The sequence below is a fragment of the Pedobacter sp. AC190 genome, assembly GCF_979258025.1.
The window spans coordinates 5,176,942-5,196,558 of sequence record NZ_OZ409824.1 but is presented as its reverse complement, the minus strand read 5'-3'; the positions used below and the strand labels follow the sequence as shown (position 1 = coordinate 5,196,558).

The following is a 19,617-nucleotide window of genomic DNA, read 5'->3' as shown; positions in this document are numbered from 1 at the left end:
ACGGATTTATTTCAGATAGGATTGAACACTTCAGATCGCCCCTTGACTCTATATTTGAATCGATAAAGGGCTGCTGTGTAACTCAGCAATTAACTAACCAAACACCTTTGATCTATTGAATTTATGAAAGTAAAATTTACTGCTAACCGATCCTGGCTTAATATTTCCGGGATATTGATCTTCGCATTGTTTCTCAACATCAACGCGTTTGCACAGTTGCAAATTAAAGGCAAGGTAACAAATGCATCGAAGGAGGGAATTCCTGGTGTTTCCATCATCGTTAAAGATTCCAAACGATATGCCATAACCGATGAACAAGGTAATTTTGTAATTCAAAATGCTTTGCCGACTGACGTTTTAGCAGTTTCTTACACTGGGTACACTAGCCAGAAAATTACGATAGGTAATAGTACCTTTCTTACAATTACACTTCAAGAAGATACAAAACTTTTAAACGATGTGGTAATTATAGGTTATGGCGCTGTAAAGAAAAGCGATGTAACAGGTGCAATTGCTTCTGTTAAACCAAATGCAATTGAAGCTTCGAAAGCCGTATCGGTAGAAAATCTTCTTCAAGGTAAAATTGCAGGCGTAGCTGTTAGTAACTCCTCAGCAAGTCCTGGCGCAGCCGTTTCGGTAACTATACGTGGTGCAAATTCATTACGTGGAGATAATCAGCCATTATATATTATTGATAACATACCACAGGGCTCGACGGGTAATTTTGCATCGAGTGCTGTTGGTGGTGGCGATTTTCAAATTGCAACCAATCCTTTAACCAATCTTAATCCTAATGATATAGAGGATATTCAGGTTTTAAAAGATGCTTCTGCTACGGCCATTTACGGTTCGAGAGGTGCAAATGGGGTTATAATTGTCACAACTAAAAAAGGACAAAAAGGAAAAGCTAGAGTTGCCCTTAATACCAATTTTAGTGTTGCACAACCCACCAATTTCAGGGACATGTTAAGCCTTTCAGAATATGCTTCTTTCCGTAACGAAAAAACAGGTACAGGTGCCTTACAGTTTTATACTGTTGGTGATGATGTACGTTACGTTTTTTCGGGAGGAGTATATGATCCAAATGACCCGGCTAGTTACAATTTAGTAACTGAGCGCAACTGGCAGAAAGAAATTTACAGAAATGCAGCCTCTCAAAGCTATAATTTAACGGTTAATGGTGGAGAAAATACGGTAAAATACTACTTATCTGCTGATTATAAAAGCATTAATGGATTGATTAAGCAAACTGGGCTTAAACAAGGTGGTCTTCGGTTAAACTTAAGCGGTGATTTATCAAAACGTTTGGCTTTTAATTTTTCAATGAGCGGAAATTTCAAGGAAAATAATATGATGACCGGAGGAAATACCAGAGGTGGTGTAACTGGATCTATTGCCCGTACTGCTATTGATTCAGCCCCATTTGAAATTCCGTCAAACGACCCAACCCTAGTTTCAAACGAAGAAGCCAGAACAACCACCTTATCTTGGCTAACTGATTATGATGACATTTCTAAAGAACAAAGCGGACGTACATCTGCCGATTTAACCTGGAAAATTTCAAATCACTTTTCTTACACCATCCGTTCAGGGGCTAACTTGTTGCTACAAGAGCGTTCACGCTGGTACGGCGTTCAGTTATTTCAAGGATTAAATGCTAACGGATTACTGGCAATAAGCAAAACGAACAGTAGCAATTATACAGTAGAAAATCTTTTAAATTATAACGGAAAAGTTGGCGAAATTTTAAACATTAATGCTACTGCAGGCGTGACTTACGACGACTATAACTGGTTGGCAAAGTCTACTTCAGCAAGTAATTTTCAATTTAAAGATTTAAGGGTGAATGGATTGCAAATGGCTTCGATTATAAACGAATTGCAGCCTGCGCAAAGAGATTATCAATTATTATCTTATCTATCGAGGGTTAACTTCTCGTTTTTTGGGGGTAAATATTTAGCAACTATTACAGCCCGAGCAGATGGAAGCAGTAAATTTAAGGCAGGCAATCGTTGGGCATTGTTCCCCTCAACAGCCTTAGCATGGCGGTTAGATCAGGAGAAATGGATCAAGGATGTTTCCTGGATCGATCAACTTAAAATTCGTTTAGGTTATGGTAAAACGGGTAGCCAGTCGATTTCTCCGTATAACAGTTTTTATAATTATGGGCAAATTGTAGATTATGCTTCTGCCACTGGAACAAAGCAACTGGCAATTGCCGTTAATAACCTGCAAAACAGCGATCTTAAATGGGAAACAACTTCAGCCTACAACGCTGGATTAGATTTTACCCTTTGGAAAGGCGTGTTAAGCGGTAATGTAGATGCGTATGTTAAAACAACAAATGATTTACTTATCGAAAAAAATCTGCCAGCATCAACAGCTTTCAATACCCTTACTTTAAATCAAGGATCGCTTAGAAATAAAGGATTAGAATTAGCTTTGAATAGCGAAGTTATCCGTAGTAAAAATTTCTCATGGTCTCTTTCTGGCAATATTGGTGTTAACAGATCTCAAATTTTAGATTTAGGTTTACCAGAGGTACAATTTGGTAACGAAAGGTATAAGGCCTATTTAGGTAACTCAATTGGCGATCAATTTGGTGTTGCAAACATATTTATTGTAGGTAAGGCCCCTGGTCTTTTCTGGGGATACAAAACCAATGGTATTATACAAACAGAAGATACCGGATTACCAACATCTACCATTTTTACACAAAAACCTGGTAACATTAAAGTTGTTGATGTTAATGGCGATGGTGTGATTAATGAAAATGATAAAACCATTATCGGTAATCCAAATGCCAAATTTAATTATGGCTTTCAAACCGCTTTCAGTTTTAAAGCACTTAAATTATCGGCAACTTTTTACGGTGTAGAAGGTGGTCAAGTATTAAACGGGAACGTTAGATACGAACAAACGCCTTCCATTCAAACTGCTAACTTAACAAGCACTGCATTTGCTGGCGCTTGGAGGGCAAATGCACAAAGCAATCTTTATCCTGCAGTTAACAGCACACTTCAAAATGTGGTTTACGACCGTTATGTAGAAGATGGGAGTTTCTTGCGTTGCAGTGATATTACCTTGGCATATAGCATTCCAAAACAGGTTTTTAATAACAAGATTGGTGGTATTAATTTATTTGCTTCTGTTAAAAATGCCTTTGTTATTACAGGTTATTCTGGTTACGATCCAGAAATGAGAAGTTTCTCTTTTGATGGTCTTAGACCAGGAATAGATCTGAATTCATTTTCTAATCCCCGCGAATTTGTTTTTGGGTTAAATGTTGCATTTTAAATTACAAAGGTTATGAAAAAGATTAACTATAAATATGTTTGCCTTTTATTAATAGCGGTGGCGCTTGGTTCGTGTAAAAAAGCACTCGAAGAAGATCCAAAATATACAATAAATAATAAAACAGCATTCGAATCTGAATCTACAGCAAGTTTGGCCCTTGCTGGATGTTACGGATATATGACAACCTATAGTGCTTATGGGCAGGCTGTGCCAGAAATAATGGTAGGCGCATCGGGATTAGGCTGGGCGCAAACAAATGGGGGAGACCAGGATACTTACAATTCTATGGTTACCCCGCCAGCCAATGTATTGGTTGGTCTTTCCTGGGCAGGATGGTATAAGGTTATTGGAGAAAGCAACTTCTTTATTGCTGCTGTTGAGCAGAGTAACTTAAGTGCTGCTTTCAAAAAACAAAGCATTTCTGAAGCTAAATTTTTAAGAGCGGTATGTTATTTTAACTTAGCAAATGTATTTGGTGGTGTACCTTTAAGAATCGATCCGTCCACTTCAGAGAGCATCAAAATGCCCCGAGCATCGGTATCTGACGTGTATAAACAAGTAGAAAAAGATTTACTTGAAGCTGCTGATGGCTTAACTACAAAAGAACAGCTTGGAGCTAATGCCAGTGGCAAAGCAACTAAATATGCAGCGTTTGCTTATTTGGCAAAACTTTATTGGATATTGGGGAGCCATGATAATGTTTCTACTTCACCATATTGGGTTAAGGCTAAAGAAATGGGAGATAAGGTTATCGCCAATGGAAACTATGCTTTGGTTCCAAAATTTGCAAATCTTTTTGTAAATAATTCGAATGGATCAAGCGAGTCGATATTTCAACTTAACTTTTCTACTACATCTGCTTATGTAGGCAATAGAGCCAACTGGATTTTTGCACCAGCCAATTCAACTGCTGGTATTTCTTTTAGCAGGATAAAAGTGTCTAAAGCATTTTACGATCAGTTTAAAGGAACCTATCCTGACGATCCGAGGTTGAAAATTACCTTTGCAACTGGCTTTACCCAAATAAAAACGAATAACTTTAAAATATACGCTTATCCTTATGTTGCCGGTACGAATGGTTTAGCTACTCCTGTAACCGATTCTATTCGCTATAGTGCGCTAGCTGATCCAACCAATCCTCGCCTTGATGAAATTTCTACCGCAGTAAAAAATGCCTTTACAACCAGGGCGGGCGATCACCAGGGTTGGCCATATTTTGTTAAGCAAATGGATGTAGCATCAACGGCACAAAACAGTAATAAAAATGTAATGCTTTACCGCTATGCAGATTTTCTATTGCTAATGGCTGATGTGGAAAATGAACTTGGCAACAATACAAAAGCACTAGAGTATATGAATGCTGTATTAACTAGAGCCCGTACATCTGCAAATGCGGTATCTGTATACCCTCAACGTATTACAAATCCAATCACTCAAAATGATCTGCGGATTAGAATTTTTAACGAACGATTATTTGAACTGGCAGGAGAGTACGAAATGTTTGTTGATGTTCGTCGCCGAGGTGTAGATTTCTTCAAATTAGTTGTAGATAGACATAACAACCATAATATTACAAAGGCGTTTGTAGCCGCTGCACAAGCCGCTAATAATGTTACCGCTTTTCGCGACCGGCTGTTACCGAATACCCCTGATTTTTTAAAAAAGAATTTACTTATGCCAATTCCCCAATCAGAACTCAACTCCAATGAAAGTCTTACGGCTTCAGACCAAAATTTTGGCTATTAATTACGTATAAATTTTAACCCTGGTCAGTTTAACTGGTCAGGGTTAAATCGTTTTTTAGTAAGCGAATGGCTTAGTGAAAAGCAGTACACTTAATCTCACTTTGATGATGGTTAATTTATGCGAAATATTTATATGTGGGCACAAGGAGGTGCTTAAAAGCATCGATAAGCCTATACACCCACATAACCATAATTTCCTTCATCAAATATGATCAAAACCCTAAACTCTACTACCTATGCCGTTTATTTTAAAGGATAGAAAACATTATTCCTTCATTTACGAGATCTTTGATATTAAAATTTGCAACTTCTTTTTTATCGTCGCCTTTTCTATGTTTATTGGTATTGGGAAAGTTTTTGGACAAACACCTGTACCACAAATTATACCTTTGCCTGTTAGGATGGAAATCTTACCAGGGTCTTTTCAAATTTCAGCAAATACCGCTATTTATTATAGCATCAAGCAACCAAATCTTTTAAAGCTCGCCACTTATTTATCTACTGCTATTCAATCTATTTCTGACATTCATCCCGCAATAGTTAGAGATTTGGGTGGAAATAGAATTAAGTTATTAATCAGCCAATCTACTGAAATAGGTGCCGAAGGTTACCATTTAGCCGTCGATCCTTCTGGAATATCAATTACAGCAAACACAGATAAGGGAATTTTTTATGGGATTCAAACCTTACTACAAGCGCTTCCTAGCATTCGCACCAACCAAATACTAAACGTTAAGAGCCTCAAAATAACCGATTATCCGAGATTTGCCTGGAGAGGTATGATGTTGGATGTGAGCAGACACTTTTTCTCGTCCGAGGCTGTAAAAAATTATATAGATCTGATGGCGATGTATAAAATAAATGTTTTTCAGTGGCATTTAACCGACGATGAAGGCTGGAGATTAGAAATTAAAAAATATCCTAAGCTTACACAAGTTGGCGCATGGAGAAAGGAAATTCGAGGTAGTATTTTTTACAAAAAAAATCAAATACTTAATCAAGCAGATACTTTCACTTATGGGGGATATTACACCCAGCAGCAAGTTAAGGAAATTGTTGCTTATGCGTCTGAGCGAAATATTACAGTAATTCCAGAAATAGAAATGCCTGGGCATTCTCATGCGGTTATTGCGGCGTACCCTCAGCTTTCTTGTAGTGGGCAACTCCAACAAGTTAGAACCTCAATGGGAATATTACCTGGTGCCCAGGCAAATTATTGCGCGGGCAACGAAGAGTCTTTTACCTTCCTGGAAGATGTAATTAAAGAAGTTATGGAGATGTTTCCAGCTCCTTATATTCATGTTGGCGGTGATGAAGTTGACAAGATGAGCTGGAAAAACTGCGCACGCTGTCAGCAAAGAATGAAAAATGAAAGTCTTAACAATGAGCACGAACTTCAAAGTTACTTCATTAGCAGGATCGGTAAATTTTTAAAAGCCAACAACAGACAACTTATTGGATGGGATGAGATTTTGGAGGGTGGCTTACCAGCCGATGCTATTGTGATGAGCTGGAGAGGAGAAAAAGGAGGCATTGAAGCTGCGAAACTGAACCATAAGGTAGTGATGACTCCAGTAAAACCTCTTTATTTTAATCGTTATCAAGCTGATACACTCGTTTACCAACAACCTCTAGCAGCTAGGTTTTCTGTTAATACGCTAAAAAATGTTTACGATTATGAACCTATACCCGAAAAACTGGATATGGCCAGCCACAAACTTGTTTTAGGAACCCAGGGTTGTTTATGGACAGAATTTATTCCTTCCGTACAACAATTAGAGCAAATGACTTTTCCACGAATGATTGCGCTTTCGGAAGTTATGTGGTCGCCTGTAAAACTTAAGAATTGGGGAAATTTTAATAAGCGCTTATATAGCCATACGAATAGGCTTGGGGAAGCAGGTGTAAGCTTTTTCTCAACAAAAATCAGTCCTTTAGTATTGCCCAAGCCTTAAATCGAAAATATAATAATTTAAAGCCATGAACCTATTTGAAAAAATACGGGGAACAATAACCGGTTTCCTATCTATCTTCATCTTATCGCATAACTGTTATGCACAATCATTTTCTCACGGCCAGGTACCTGTTAGAAAATCAGAATCACTAAATAAAAACTGGAAATTTCATCTGGGAAATGCTTCAGATCCAACTAAGGATTTTGATTACGGTTTAGTGCGAAACTTTACAATTGCCAACGGTAGTGGTGGCGCAATAAAGCGTGATTTTAAGGATTCGACTTGGCGAACAGTTAATATTCCTCACGATTGGGCTGTTGAGCTTCCTTTCGAGTACGCCAACAATTTCGATGTGCAAAGTCATGGTTACAGGCCTGTTGGCGGTTTATATCCGCAAAATAATATCGGTTGGTACAGGAAAAAGTTTTTGGTGAATCGTGCAGATAGCGGACAGCGTATGGTAATCCGTATGGAAGGCATTTACAGAGATTTTAAAGTATGGATAAATAATAATTATATCGGCAGTGGTTTTAGCGGTTACACAGAAAATGCTTTTGATGTTACCGATTATATCGATTATACCAAACCTAATGTTCTCGTTATCCGGGTAGATGCCACGCAATATGAAGGCTGGTTTTATGAAGGCGCCGGAATTTACAGAAACATAACACTAGTGCAATATGGCGAAGTAAATATTCCTCAAAATGGGGTTTATGTATCTTCAGAAATCCGTGATGGAAATGCAATTGTTCGAGCTGAAACTTCCGTTCGAAATCAGCGTATGGATGCATCAGTTTGTACGGTAGAATCTTATATTGTAGATCGCGAAGGCAAAAGGGTAAATGGTTTGGTATCAAATAATTTAACAGTAAACCCAAATGATACCACTAAAGTTATACAGCATATCACCTTAAATAATCCAAGATTGTGGGATCTGGATAATCCATACCTCTACCATCTAATTTCAATAGTCAAAAATAAAGGTAAAGTAATAGATAGTACCAGTACCGTGCTGGGTATAAGAACGATTAAATTCGATGCCGAAAAGGGTTTTTTCCTGAACAACAAATCTATAAAGATAAAAGGCATGTGCAATCATCAGGATCATGCTGGTGTAGGCGTAGCGGTGCCCGATGCACTCGTGTACTATCGAATTAAATTATTAAAAGAGATGGGCGCCAATGCTTATAGATGTAGCCATAATCCACCATCAAAGGCAGTTTTAAATGCCTGCGATGAGCTTGGGATGTTGGTTATGGACGAAAATCGCCTAATAGGTACTGGTACTGAATATCTTCAGCAATTTGAAAGCCTTATCCTTCGGGATAGAAATCATCCCAGTATTATACTCTGGAGCTTGGGCAATGAAGAAACCGGCATTCAGAATACAGAACTGGGCAGAAGACTTGCACAAACTTTAGTTAATCGCCAAAGGGCACTTGATCCTTCGCGTGGAAGCACCTATGGTGGCAACAATGGCAACAGATTTTTTGGTATCAATCAAGAAGTGGATGTAAGAGGTTTCAATTACCACATCGGAGAAATTGCTGCATATCATGATCAACATCCCCGTCAACCCATATTATTTACCGAAGTTTCGAGTATGGTAAGTTCTAGGGGCATGTACAAAAGGGATTCGATTAGTGGATATCTGCCAGATTACGATTTAAATAAACCAAACTGGGGACAAACTGCCGAGGAATGGTGGAAGTTTACGGCGGATAAACCATGGCTGATGGGTGGCTTTGTGTGGACTGGCTTCGATTATCGTGGAGAACCAACACCTTTCACTTGGCCAAATGTGAATTCGCATTTCGGCATTATGGACGTTTGTGGTTTTCCAAAAAATACATACTATTATTACCAAAGTTGGTGGGGAGATAAAGATGTAATAAAAACTTATCCGCATTGGAATAATCATAAACTTGGAGATACAATAAAAGTTTGGTGCAACAGCAATGCCGAAAGCGTTGAATTGATGCTGAACGGCAAAAGCCTGGGGCAAAAAGCAATGCCAGTTAACGGCCATTTAGAATGGAATGTGGTGTATGCACCAGGCGAACTTGAAGCTATTGGTAAGAAAAATGGGCGAACCATTCGGTATATGAATCAAACCAGTGATAATGCTTATCGCATTGTTTTAACCCCTGATCGAAAAATTATTAATGCCGATGGGGAGGATTTAAGTGTTGTAAATGTGTTTGTAGTGGATAAAAAAGGAATAGAAGTGCCTGATGCAATGAATAATATCAAATTCTCACTGGTAGGAAATGGTTCAATTCTTGGCGTAGGTAACGGCGATCCATCCAGCCACGAGCCCGACAGATATTTGAATGGTGGCTGGCAAAGGAAATTGTTTAACGGAAAGTGCCAAATAATTATCCAGGCCTCAGAAACTGAAGGAGTAATAAAACTAGCAGCCACAGCTGAAGGAGTAAAAAACAGTGTTTTAGAATTAAAAACTATTAAATAGAGATGAAATCGTATAAATTAAAGTCACAAATAATTGCGCTGCTTTGCAGTCCGTCACTATATCTGTGCGCCCAAACTCAAGAGCATGCTTCTAAAAGACCCAATATCATTATTATTGTTTCCGATGATCATGCTTACCAATCCATTAGTGCCTATGGTAGCAAACTGATGCAAACGCCAAATATAGATCGCATCGCAAACGAAGGTGTAAAATTTAACAAGGCCTATGTTACCAATTCGATATGCGGACCAAGTAGAGCTGTGATCCTGACAGGGAAATACAGTCATAAAAATGGATTTAAGGATAATGAAAGTTCCGTTTTTAATGGCGATCAGGATACTTTTATCAAGCAACTTAAAAACGGTGGGTATCAAACTGCATGGATTGGTAAATGGCACCTTGAAAGTAAGCCTCAAGGATTTGATTTTTGGCAAATTTTACCAGATCAGGGTCAATATTATAACCCCGATTTTAATATGATGGATGGTTCTAAAAAACGTATTGATGGCTATGTATCAAACGTTATCGAAGATGTAACCGAGCAGTGGCTTGATAAGAGAGATACAACTAAACCGTTTTGTTTGGTTATTGGTCACAAAGCTACGCATAGGGTTTGGTTGCCCGATACCGCAGATTTGGGCAGCTTTGAACAGGTAAAGTTTCCTTTACCCGCTAATTTTTACGATAGCTACAAAGACAGGGAAGCCGCTAAAATTCAGGATATGTCAATTGCAAAGACGATGATTATGGGCTATGATCTTAAAATGTTTGGATCGGATGAGGCTGAAAGTTTAGATGGCAACTTTAAAAGGATGGATGCAAAGCAGAGAGCCGCGGTTGATGCTTACTATAAACCCATCCAGGCAGATTTTAATAGGCAAAAGTTAAGTGAAAACGCTTTAACAGAATGGAAATTTCAGAGATATTTACGCGATTACCTAAGCACAGCAAAATCTTTAGACCGCAACATCGGGCGGACATTAGATTATCTGGATAAGAATAATCTTAAAGAGAATACCATCGTTGTATATTTATCAGATCAAGGTTTTTACTTAGGAGAACATGGATGGTTTGATAAGCGATGGATTTATGAAGAATCTTTCCGCACCCCAATGGTAATGCGTTATCCAGGTGTAATTAAACCCGGCTCTGTTTCAGAAAACTTTGTTATGAATTTGGATATTGCTCCAACAGTTCTTGATATTGCAAAAATTAATATTCCAAAAGATATTCAGGGAGAATCGATGTTACCTGCACTTAAAGATCATAAAAAAGGCAGAAAAGTATTGTACTATCACTATTACGAAAATGGCGAGCATTCGGTATCTCCGCATTTTGGTATTCGTACAGAAAGATATAAACTCATTCGCTTTTATAAACGTGTAAATGGTTGGGAGCTTTATGATTTAAAAAATGATCCTCATGAAATGCATAACATATATGGAGAAAAGGGGTTTGGGAAAATTACAGCTAATTTAAAAAAAGAGTTAAATACCCAGATTGATAAGTTTGATGACCAGGATGCAAAGGGAGTTTTACAGAAAAATTAAATCTCATAAACAGACTATGAAATCGAAAATTATAATAAGCATACTAATGCTATCTGGTCAATTCGCAATTGGGCAGCAAAATTATACCTTAATAGCTAAAGATGAGCCATTAGCTTCTGTTGTGGCAAAGGCAGCTAACACCACCCCATCCACCAAACAGCTCAGGTGGCAAAAACTAGAGCTTACGGCATTTTTTCATTTTGGAGTTAACACTTTCACTGACCGCGAATGGGGTACAGGAGAGGAAGATCCAAAAATATTCAACCCATCGGCGCTAGATGCCGACCAATGGGTGAGAGTAGCTAAAGAAAACGGCTTTAAGCAAGTTATAATCACCGCTAAACATCATGATGGTTTTTGTTTATGGCCAACTCAAACCACCCTGCATTCGGTTAAGAATAGTCCTTGGAAAGCTGGTAAAGGAGATGTTGTTGCCGAAGTTGCCAAGGCCTGTAAAAAATACGGCATAGGCTTTGGGGTATATTTATCACCATGGGATATGAATGCAACTTCTTATGGAACTATTGCTTATAACGATTTCTTTTTAAATCAATTAACAGAATTATTAACTAAATATGGCAAGGTTGATGAAGTGTGGTTTGACGGCGCAAATGGCGAAGGCCCGAACGGTAAAAAGCAAGAATACGACTTTGACAGGTGGTATGCGCACATTAGAAAACTTCAACCAGATGCTGTAATTGCAGTTATGGGACCAGATGTACGCTGGGTTGGAACCGAAACCGGATATGGCAGAGAAACAGAATGGAGTGTGCTGCCAGCCGATAACATAGATCAAAACAGCATTTCATCCAATTCTCAAAAAGAAATGAATATTAAGCCTTCTGGGTTCGTAAAAGGACAGGATATTGGCAGTAGAGAAAAAATCAAGAATGCAAAGGGATTGGTGTGGTATCCATCAGAAGCGGATGTTTCCATTCGTCCAGGATGGTTCCACCACCCGAAAGAAAATGATAAAGTAAAGTCGCCAGAGAAGTTAAATGATATTTATTTTAGTTCTGTTGGTAGAAACAGCGTTTTACTATTAAATATTCCACCAAATACCGATGGTTTGTTATCCGATGAAGATATTAATAGCCTAAGAAGCTGGACTAAGCTTAGATCAGAAATTTTCAAAGTTAACCTGGCTAATGGCGCTAAAATAACTTCCGAAAATGGTAAGAACAGCATGGCAATTTTGGATAATCGTTTCGAAACCAGTTGGACAACAATCAATCAAGATACTGCTGCTGCAATTACCCTTGATCTTAAAGGGACAAAAGTATTTAATGTTCTATCTCTACAAGAAAATATCAGTATTGGACAGCGTATAGAAGAATTTTCATTAGAATACTGGGACGGTAAGGACTGGAAAATTGCAACCCAGGGCACCACAATCGGTTATAAACGTTTGCTGAGATTTCCAGTGGTGAGCACAAATAAAGTGCGACTAAGGATTAGTAAATCTCGTTTAAACCCAACAATATCAGAATTGGGGCTTTTTAAAGAAAAATTATAACTTGCTCCCGGATTGCTCCATCATATTTTTATAATCATCTTGAATGAAATCAATAGTATTTATTTTTCTACAAATTATAGTTTTAATGACTGTAGGTTGTAAACAAAAAAAAGAATCATCAACCTCTGTTGCCAAAAGCGAGCATAAGTTTGCAACGGATGCCGTAACCTGTCATTCATCAATTCCAAAGCGCTTTGCTACAGCTACACAAGGTGATACCATTCAACCTTCTGGAAAAGTTTTTTCTAAAGAAGGAATGGTTAAAGTTGTTGGAGGTAGTTTTATGATGGGCGGGGATAACGATCAGGCTGTTGAAGATGAATATCCGAAGCATAAAGTAACTGTAAATGCATTTTATATGGATAAATATGAAGTTACCAATGGGCAGTTTAGAAAGTTTGTAGAAGCAACACATTATAAAACAGTAGCCGAACGTGTTCCAGATTGGAACGAGTTAAAAAAACAGTTGCCCCCAGGTACGGAAAAGCCAGCGCCAGAAACATTTGTTCCAGCCAGTTTGGTATTTACTCCACCTAAAAGCGCTGTGGATCTTAATGATTATAGCAGTTGGTGGAGCTGGGTGCCAGGAGCGGATTGGCGCCATCCATCTGGACCAACGAGCAATATTAAAGGTAAGGATAATTACCCGGTTACGCAGGTTTGCTGGGATGATGCGAAGGCTTACGCAACCTGGGCTGGGAAAAGACTTCCTACTGAAGCAGAATGGGAATGGGCAGCCAGAGGCGGTTTATCAAACGCAATTTATCCCTGGGGAAATGAGTCCATTGGCGAAGGAAAACCCAGAGCCAACTTTTGGCAAGGCCACTTCCCAAATTTGAATACTAAGACAGATGGCTTCTATGGAACCTCTCCTGTAGGTTCTTTTTTACCAAACGGCTATGGCATTTATGATATTGCCGGGAATGTTTGGGAATGGTGTGAAGATTGGTACGGTAATGATTATTATAAGGAAATAAAAAATGGAGCCATTAATCCTACAGGGCCATCAAAAAGTTTTGATCCAGACGATCCATACACACCAAAAAAAGTAGCTAGAGGTGGCTCATTTATGTGTAACGATAGTTATTGCTCTGGTTACCGCGTAGCCAGAAGAATGAAAAGTTCAAAGGATTCTGGAATGAGTAATATGGGGTTCAGGTGTGTGGCTTCAGAATAATAAGTTAATTAACAAACCATCATATTGTATGGAAGCTGATGCCTAACTCTAAATTGATTCCGGCATCAGCTAAAATTATTTTCTTAATGAAGTAATTATTATTTCTTCATTTCTACAAGCAACGCAGCCATTTGTTTAACTTTTTCAGGGTATTTATCCGCCAGGTTATTTTGTTCTCCTATATCATCACTTAAATTATATAGCTGGGGCGTAGTTAAATTACCCGTTTCTATTTGTACCAACTTATTGTATGCCGGGCCGTTAGAAGGAGAGATGTATTTCCAACCATCTTTAATTAAAGATAGCGATCCACCTTGTGCAATATATACAGATCTCCCCCGATTAGATTGACCAAGAAAAGCTTTCGTTAAATCTTTACTATCTCTAGCTTCTTTAGGGATTGGCTGATTTAAAATCGAGGCAAATGTTCCCAACAAATCTACTTGAGAAACTAACGCTGGAGAAACTTTTGGACCTATTTTAGCTGGCCATTTTATGATAAATGGAACCCGTGTACCACCTTCAAAAGCACTATACTTTCCGCCTCTAAGTTTTCCAGCCGGTGGATGATTTTTATACGTTTCTTTTGCGTTATCTACATAGCCATCATCTAAAACAGGTCCGTTATCACTTGTAAAAACAATAATTGTATTCTCTTCTAAATTTAAGGCTTTAAGCTGTTTCACAATTTCGCCAACTGTCCAATCGAGTTGTAAAATTGCATCGCCTCTTAACCCCAGACCACTTTTTCCTCTAAATTGTGTGGCTGGCATTCTTGGTACATGAGGTTCAGTTAGTGCGAAATATAAGAAAAATGGAGATTTTTGATTTTCTTCAATAAATGTTTTTGCATTAGTTAAAAAAGTCGAAGAAACCTCTTCATCGACCCATCGGGCTAGTTTACCACCACTCATATAACCAATTCTTCCTATCCCATTTACTATGGTTTGGTTATGCCCATGACCAGGAGAAGATTGTAACTTTAATAATTCTGGATGATCTTTACCAGTAGGATAAGTACCAATTTGTTGAGTGTAATCTACCTGAATGGGATCGTTAGAATCAAGGGCAAGAACTTTATGGTTTTCTAAGAAAATTGTTGGAACCCGATCGGCAGTTGCCGGGAAAATAAAAGAATAATCAAAACCAACCTCATTTGGCCCAGGCTTTACCTCACCATTCCAATCTTTTTCTACTCTGTTTCCTAAACCCAAGTGCCATTTACCAACAATTGCTGTTTTATAACCTGCACCTTTAAATAGTTTAGGTAAAGTAGCTTTGTTGGTTGGGATAATCAATGCGGCATCGCCAGGTAAAATACTCACGCCTTCGGTACGCCAAGGATATTGGCCCGTTATAAAAGCAAAACGAGATGGAGTGCATGTTGCAGAAGTAGCATGTCCATTAGTAAAGCGGATTCCTTCGGCTGCAAGTTTATCTAAGTTGGGTGTTTGAATGTTGGTTGCTCCATAGCAGCTCAAGTCTCCATAGCCTAAATCATCGGCATAAATGCAAATTACATTAGGTTTAAGCTTGTTAATTTTTGAAGATTTTTGAGCTAAACCCACAATGGAGTTTGTCATTATCAGTAGAAAAATAATGCGTTTCATGTTTTAATATAATATTTGATTTGTAAAAAAAAATCTTTCCGTTATTTGGACCTTAATCCAATTTTAGATTCTGCAATTGCGTTTAGCAGCGGTTCAGAATGATCCGAATTCTTCAAAAACCCACGGGAAAGTTCCCATATCATTACACCTTTAAAACCTTGTTGCTGAGCAAAATTACACTTCAGTTTAATTGATTCTTCGTCATCATAGCTGATCATTTGATTAGTTTTTACATTGGTAAGATACGGGACCTGAGCAACATCAGACCAGTTTTTAATCCAGTCGGGTTTATTTATATAATTGCGTGAGATCTCAGCATAACTAAGTCCTGTAGATTGTGATTTTGCTTTATACAATCCAGAATAATCTTGATGCAACCACCCAAAAAAAGCTAAACCAAGTACTAACTGCTGGGGTTTAATACCTCGCTCTTTCACAAAATAGTCAACCATTGATGAAGAGACAGAACCTCCACGGTTTATATTGATAGCCGCTTGCTCGGGAAATAGCGGGCAATTAAAACCCGCTAATTTTGTGAAATTCGCCTCGTAGGCGTAGGTCATGATGTTAAACCAATCACAAAATTTGCTTAATAGCGTAAAATCATACCGTTGGCCGTAATTGTCAAACTTTGGACAGGCCATGGTAATTAATGCTTTTCTTTTAGAAAACCTTGGGCTTTGATTAAAACCTTCTCTCAATTCTGTAATAAATTTACTGATGCCTTCTTTTTCACTAATTGATTCTGCATATTCATAATCCAGATCTACACCATTGTAACCACGCTTTTCGCAAATCTCTATTAAATTTTTAATAAATTGTTTTCGCAGCTTATGATTATTAAAAATGACCTTTAGATCCTTTGCATGTAGTTTTGTTCCACCTGAAATCCCTAACAATACTTTAACACCTTTTCTGTTTGCCTCTGCAACAAGCTGACTGCCATAGCCAAGAAAGCTTTTTTCACTGAGCTCTTGATTTCTGCTAAATATTGTTTCATCGCCGATATACTTCAACTTAGGATCAGTAGCGGAAACTGGACACATAAAGGATTGCACAATATGAGTTAGCTTATCAAAGTGTATGTCTTCTAAACTGTATGAATTGTATTTTGAAAAGCTCATGTAGCCCAAAACTACATTTTTTGAGTCCACCGACTTGATTTCTATAGACTGGTTAGCATTTGCTGTCCATGTGCTGAAGTGCACAAGGGTCAGCACTAGTGATAAGTATAGGGTATTGTTTTTCTTCATTTTATCTTTAAATTGTTTTTATGGTATTTAATTTAGCAGTAGTTTATCCTATTAATGAATTTCCAGCTTTTTTTCGTTCTAGAGTAGTTGCCGATTTCTGTCCTCAATGTTAACATGTAGTCAATCTTTTTAATTTTAAATGGAAGTTCAGCTATTACTAATTTTTAGCTCTTCTGTAGATCAAATTTAATGGTACAATGCTGATTTTGTTTTCTCGCATGTCTATAAAATGTTCAATTTTGTCTGTTTTCTAGGTTGAAATGAACTTCGTTAACATTAAATGTTTAATCCGCAAAAAAAAATTAAAACGATTGATAACTAACTATTTAAGCTTGGACATTTAAGCCAAAATCATGTAGCTTACTAAATGATTTTCGAATTGACTTTTTATCAGGCTTACTGTAGATTTAAAAAAAATCTTGGGACCATCAAAAAACCTTTCCTTCTGCGTTTGGAAATCTTCTTTGATGTTTGATTTTCTTTGATTGGTGGAATCAGGTTCAAACCTTAACACCTCTTCAGTGGATTAAGACCGACCATAAATTCTCCTCATTTTTCAAGCCTGCAAAATGAGAAATCTATGTGACATAAAAGAAGAATGCTCAGCTTTCTAGTCAAGTCATTCTCTCCAATGAACTATATGGCAATCACCACAAAATCGTTTTATTTTTGATGTGTAACGCTTAAAGCTGCAATCATAAACTCATCTTCCCAATAAAAATTATTTTAGGTATTAATCTAGGATATAGAGATTTGTTCTAGCTAAGCAAACTTTCACCACTTACTGTCTAACTGATCTGTACTATTCAAACAGGAGATCAAATTTTAAGCCATTGGATTACCATGAATCAGAGTGGATTGAACTCTCCGTACCAAAAATATTTATCCTATAGTTAGTTTTGCAATTAGTTTATTGATCGGGTGTCGAAAGGCATCATCTAATTGATTTGTGAGAATAAATAATTAATATGTATTACTTAAAACGAAATATAGAAAACTTAGTGTATAATTGAAAAAAATTAATATTTGAAAATAAACCTCTTATAGTGCAGTTTCTTGTAATAGTTACAACGTAAATGGGTTATCAATAAAAGCCTATCTAGGTTCGTTTATTTTTATAACCAGAAAAATATGTTCTGGTTTACAATTATTAACGCATGTCGTTTTAAAGATAAAATATGGATTCAAAAGGATTTCATTCGGATAAAGCTTTAACCGATTCATTAAAATTGGGAGATGCGCATGCGTTCGAAATAATTTACTCAAAATACTGGGATAAACTTTATTATGTCGCTTATCGACTTTTAAAAGATGAAGAAGCGTGCGAAGAAATTCTTCAAGATGTATTTGTGCTCTTGTGGCATAAAAGGACTACGTTGACCATAAACTCTTTGCCTGTATACCTAGCTGCAATGGTTAGATATTCCGTTTATAGAAATCTTGCCAAAGAAAAACAAAAGAAAATCTTTGAAGACCATCACTTATATCAGGAACAACAAAAATATCTCATGAGTGATGATATTGAAAACAAACTGCTTCTTGAGATTATTAATGATTTATCTAATCGACTCCCTGAAAAATGCGCACTTGTTTTCCGTTATAATAAATTACAAGATATGCCACTTGCTAAAGTTGCTGAATTACTTAACATTTCAACTAAGACTGCAGAAGCACACCTGACTAAAGCACTCAAATTAATAAGGGCCAACATCGGAAATAGTTTTCATCTACTATTTTAAAAAAAATAAGAATTGGACTAAGGGTAAAACCAATTTTATTTACTCTATATATTCAAAGCCCACAAAAGCGCTATGAATAGAGAACAATTACAAAAATTAACCAGGAAATATCTATCTGGAGCTGCGTCCGATCAAGAAAAAAATGATTTACACCAGTGGTATGATAAAGCGGGCTCAAATTTAGAAGATCCTATTTATATAGATAAGCCGAAAGCAAATGCGGATATCAGATCTGAAATTTTTCAGAAAATTAAATTAAGAGTATTCGATAAGCCAGAAATATCATATACAAAAAAAGTCTTTTTTTATCGCGCAGGAACTGCCGCCGCTTTTTTAATCGCTTTTGGTATTGCATTTTTTTTACTTCAAAAAGCTGATAAAGGAATGGTTCAGGTTAAGCATAATATCGAGGTCGTATTACCAGGTTCGAATACGGCAACTTTAAAGATGAGCGATGGTAAGGAGATAGACCTTGGAGCAGTTGCAAAAGGGGAACTCTTAGCTGGCTATAATTTAAGAATAGTTAAAGCTGAGGACGGAAGGCTTATTTATTCCAAGAATGATAAAAATCAGAAAACCTCGCTAAATGGAAAACCTCCAGTTCCTATTTTCAGCACCGTTACTACACCACGCGGGGGACAGTACCAGATTGATTTACCAGATGGTACAAAGGTTTGGCTAAATGCTGAATCATCACTTAAATTCCCAGTGTCTTTTAGCAAAGAGAAGGAACGTTTAGTTGAGTTAACTGGAGAAGGATATTTTGAAGTTGAACACGATAAGACTCGACCTTTCAAAGTAATCTCAGATGCTCAGTGTGTAACTGTACTTGGTACTCATTTCAATATTAATACTTATGGTGATGAAAATGTCACTAAAACAACTCTTGTTAAAGGAAGTGTAAATGTTCAGTCCTTACTACCCAAAAACAATGACAAAAGAATCTTGAAACCTGGGCAACAATCTATTATAGCTCATGGAAAAGCTATCGAAATTTCTAAAGCGAATATTGAAGAAGTAATCGCCTGGAAAAATGGAGCGTTTGTATTTGATAATGAGCCAATACAAAGTGTTATGAAGAAATTATCAAGATGGTATAATGTAGATGTAGAATTCAGAGGTACACCTACCGATGAGTTATTCACTGGTAAAATATCAAAATTCTCAAATGTGCAGAATGTACTTGATCTGTTAGAATTAACAGGTAAAGTGAAATTTAAAATTAAAGAAAGGAGTATAACCGTTATGTAGATTTTATTCAAAATCAGGATAAAAATACAGGATCCCGACGGCCATCGGAAC

At 37.3% G+C, this 19,617-nt stretch carries 11 protein-coding genes; 9 read left to right on the top strand and 2 right to left on the bottom strand.

Annotated features, from left to right (window positions below; all coding sequences use genetic code 11):
• The first annotated feature begins 123 nt into the window (after nt 1-123).
• The 7 genes from ACZZZI_RS22585 to ACZZZI_RS22555 all read left to right on the top strand — a co-directional run bounded on the left by ACZZZI_RS22585 (nt 124) and on the right by ACZZZI_RS22555 (nt 13,713).
• Nucleotides 124-3,297, top strand: coding sequence for a SusC/RagA family TonB-linked outer membrane protein (locus ACZZZI_RS22585; RefSeq protein WP_463491641.1), 3,174 nt, complete (start codon nt 124-126; stop codon nt 3,295-3,297).
• A gap of 12 nt (nt 3,298-3,309) precedes the next feature.
• Nucleotides 3,310-5,043 (top strand): RagB/SusD family nutrient uptake outer membrane protein, encoded by a 1,734-nt coding sequence (locus tag ACZZZI_RS22580; protein WP_463491639.1) that lies wholly within the window; start codon nt 3,310-3,312, stop codon nt 5,041-5,043.
• 235 nt (nt 5,044-5,278) lie between these two features.
• Complete coding sequence (locus ACZZZI_RS22575; protein ID WP_463491637.1) at nt 5,279-6,997, top strand: beta-N-acetylhexosaminidase; 1,719 nt, start codon at nt 5,279-5,281, stop codon at nt 6,995-6,997.
• 25 nt (nt 6,998-7,022) lie between these two features.
• The gene (gene galA, locus ACZZZI_RS22570) at nt 7,023-9,470 is read left to right on the top strand and encodes a beta-galactosidase GalA (RefSeq protein ID WP_463491626.1); all 2,448 of its coding nucleotides are present in this window, start codon (nt 7,023-7,025) and stop codon (nt 9,468-9,470) included.
• 2 nt (nt 9,471-9,472) lie between these two features.
• The gene (locus ACZZZI_RS22565; RefSeq protein ID WP_463491624.1) at nt 9,473-11,020 is read left to right on the top strand and encodes a sulfatase family protein; all 1,548 of its coding nucleotides are present in this window, start codon (nt 9,473-9,475) and stop codon (nt 11,018-11,020) included.
• Between the two features lie 16 nt (nt 11,021-11,036).
• Complete coding sequence (locus tag ACZZZI_RS22560) at nt 11,037-12,536, top strand: alpha-L-fucosidase (RefSeq protein WP_463491622.1); 1,500 nt, start codon at nt 11,037-11,039, stop codon at nt 12,534-12,536.
• Nucleotides 12,537-12,579: 43 nt separating this feature from the next.
• Nucleotides 12,580-13,713 (top strand): formylglycine-generating enzyme family protein, encoded by a 1,134-nt coding sequence (locus ACZZZI_RS22555; RefSeq protein WP_463491620.1) that lies wholly within the window; start codon nt 12,580-12,582, stop codon nt 13,711-13,713.
• Between the two features lie 98 nt (nt 13,714-13,811).
• Here ACZZZI_RS22555 and ACZZZI_RS22550 read toward each other — a convergent pair whose 3' ends face one another.
• Nucleotides 13,812-15,323: a sulfatase family protein gene (locus ACZZZI_RS22550; protein ID WP_463491618.1), complete on the bottom strand. Its 1,512-nt coding sequence runs from the start codon at nt 15,321-15,323 to the stop codon at nt 13,812-13,814.
• A gap of 41 nt (nt 15,324-15,364) precedes the next feature.
• Nucleotides 15,365-16,576: a glycoside hydrolase family 18 protein gene (locus ACZZZI_RS22545; protein WP_463491616.1), complete on the bottom strand. Its 1,212-nt coding sequence runs from the start codon at nt 16,574-16,576 to the stop codon at nt 15,365-15,367.
• 1,178 nt (nt 16,577-17,754) lie between these two features.
• Between ACZZZI_RS22545 and ACZZZI_RS22540 the strand changes: the two genes are divergently transcribed.
• Together ACZZZI_RS22540 and ACZZZI_RS22535 are read left to right on the top strand one after the other, a co-directional pair.
• Nucleotides 17,755-18,315: a sigma-70 family RNA polymerase sigma factor gene (locus tag ACZZZI_RS22540; protein ID WP_463491614.1), complete on the top strand. Its 561-nt coding sequence runs from the start codon at nt 17,755-17,757 to the stop codon at nt 18,313-18,315.
• A 72-nt stretch (nt 18,316-18,387) separates the two neighbouring features.
• Nucleotides 18,388-19,566 carry a FecR family protein gene (locus ACZZZI_RS22535; RefSeq protein WP_463491612.1) on the top strand — a complete coding sequence of 393 codons (1,179 nt, stop codon included), beginning with the start codon at nt 18,388-18,390 and terminating at the stop codon, nt 19,564-19,566.
• Nucleotides 19,567-19,617 lie beyond the last annotated feature (51 nt).

Coding starts and splice junctions, on each gene's coding strand:
- ACZZZI_RS22585 (WP_463491641.1), top strand. CDS start 124: ATGAAAGTAAAATTTACTGCTAACCGATCCTGGCTTAATATTTCCGGG.
- ACZZZI_RS22580 (WP_463491639.1), top strand. CDS start 3,310: ATGAAAAAGATTAACTATAAATATGTTTGCCTTTTATTAATAGCGGTG.
- ACZZZI_RS22575 (WP_463491637.1), top strand. CDS start 5,279: ATGCCGTTTATTTTAAAGGATAGAAAACATTATTCCTTCATTTACGAG.
- galA (WP_463491626.1), top strand. CDS start 7,023: ATGAACCTATTTGAAAAAATACGGGGAACAATAACCGGTTTCCTATCT.
- ACZZZI_RS22565 (WP_463491624.1), top strand. CDS start 9,473: ATGAAATCGTATAAATTAAAGTCACAAATAATTGCGCTGCTTTGCAGT.
- ACZZZI_RS22560 (WP_463491622.1), top strand. CDS start 11,037: ATGAAATCGAAAATTATAATAAGCATACTAATGCTATCTGGTCAATTC.
- ACZZZI_RS22555 (WP_463491620.1), top strand. CDS start 12,580: ATGAAATCAATAGTATTTATTTTTCTACAAATTATAGTTTTAATGACT.
- ACZZZI_RS22550 (WP_463491618.1), bottom strand. CDS start 15,323: ATGAAACGCATTATTTTTCTACTGATAATGACAAACTCCATTGTGGGT.
- ACZZZI_RS22545 (WP_463491616.1), bottom strand. CDS start 16,576: ATGAAGAAAAACAATACCCTATACTTATCACTAGTGCTGACCCTTGTG.
- ACZZZI_RS22540 (WP_463491614.1), top strand. CDS start 17,755: ATGGATTCAAAAGGATTTCATTCGGATAAAGCTTTAACCGATTCATTA.
- ACZZZI_RS22535 (WP_463491612.1), top strand. CDS start 18,388: ATGAATAGAGAACAATTACAAAAATTAACCAGGAAATATCTATCTGGA.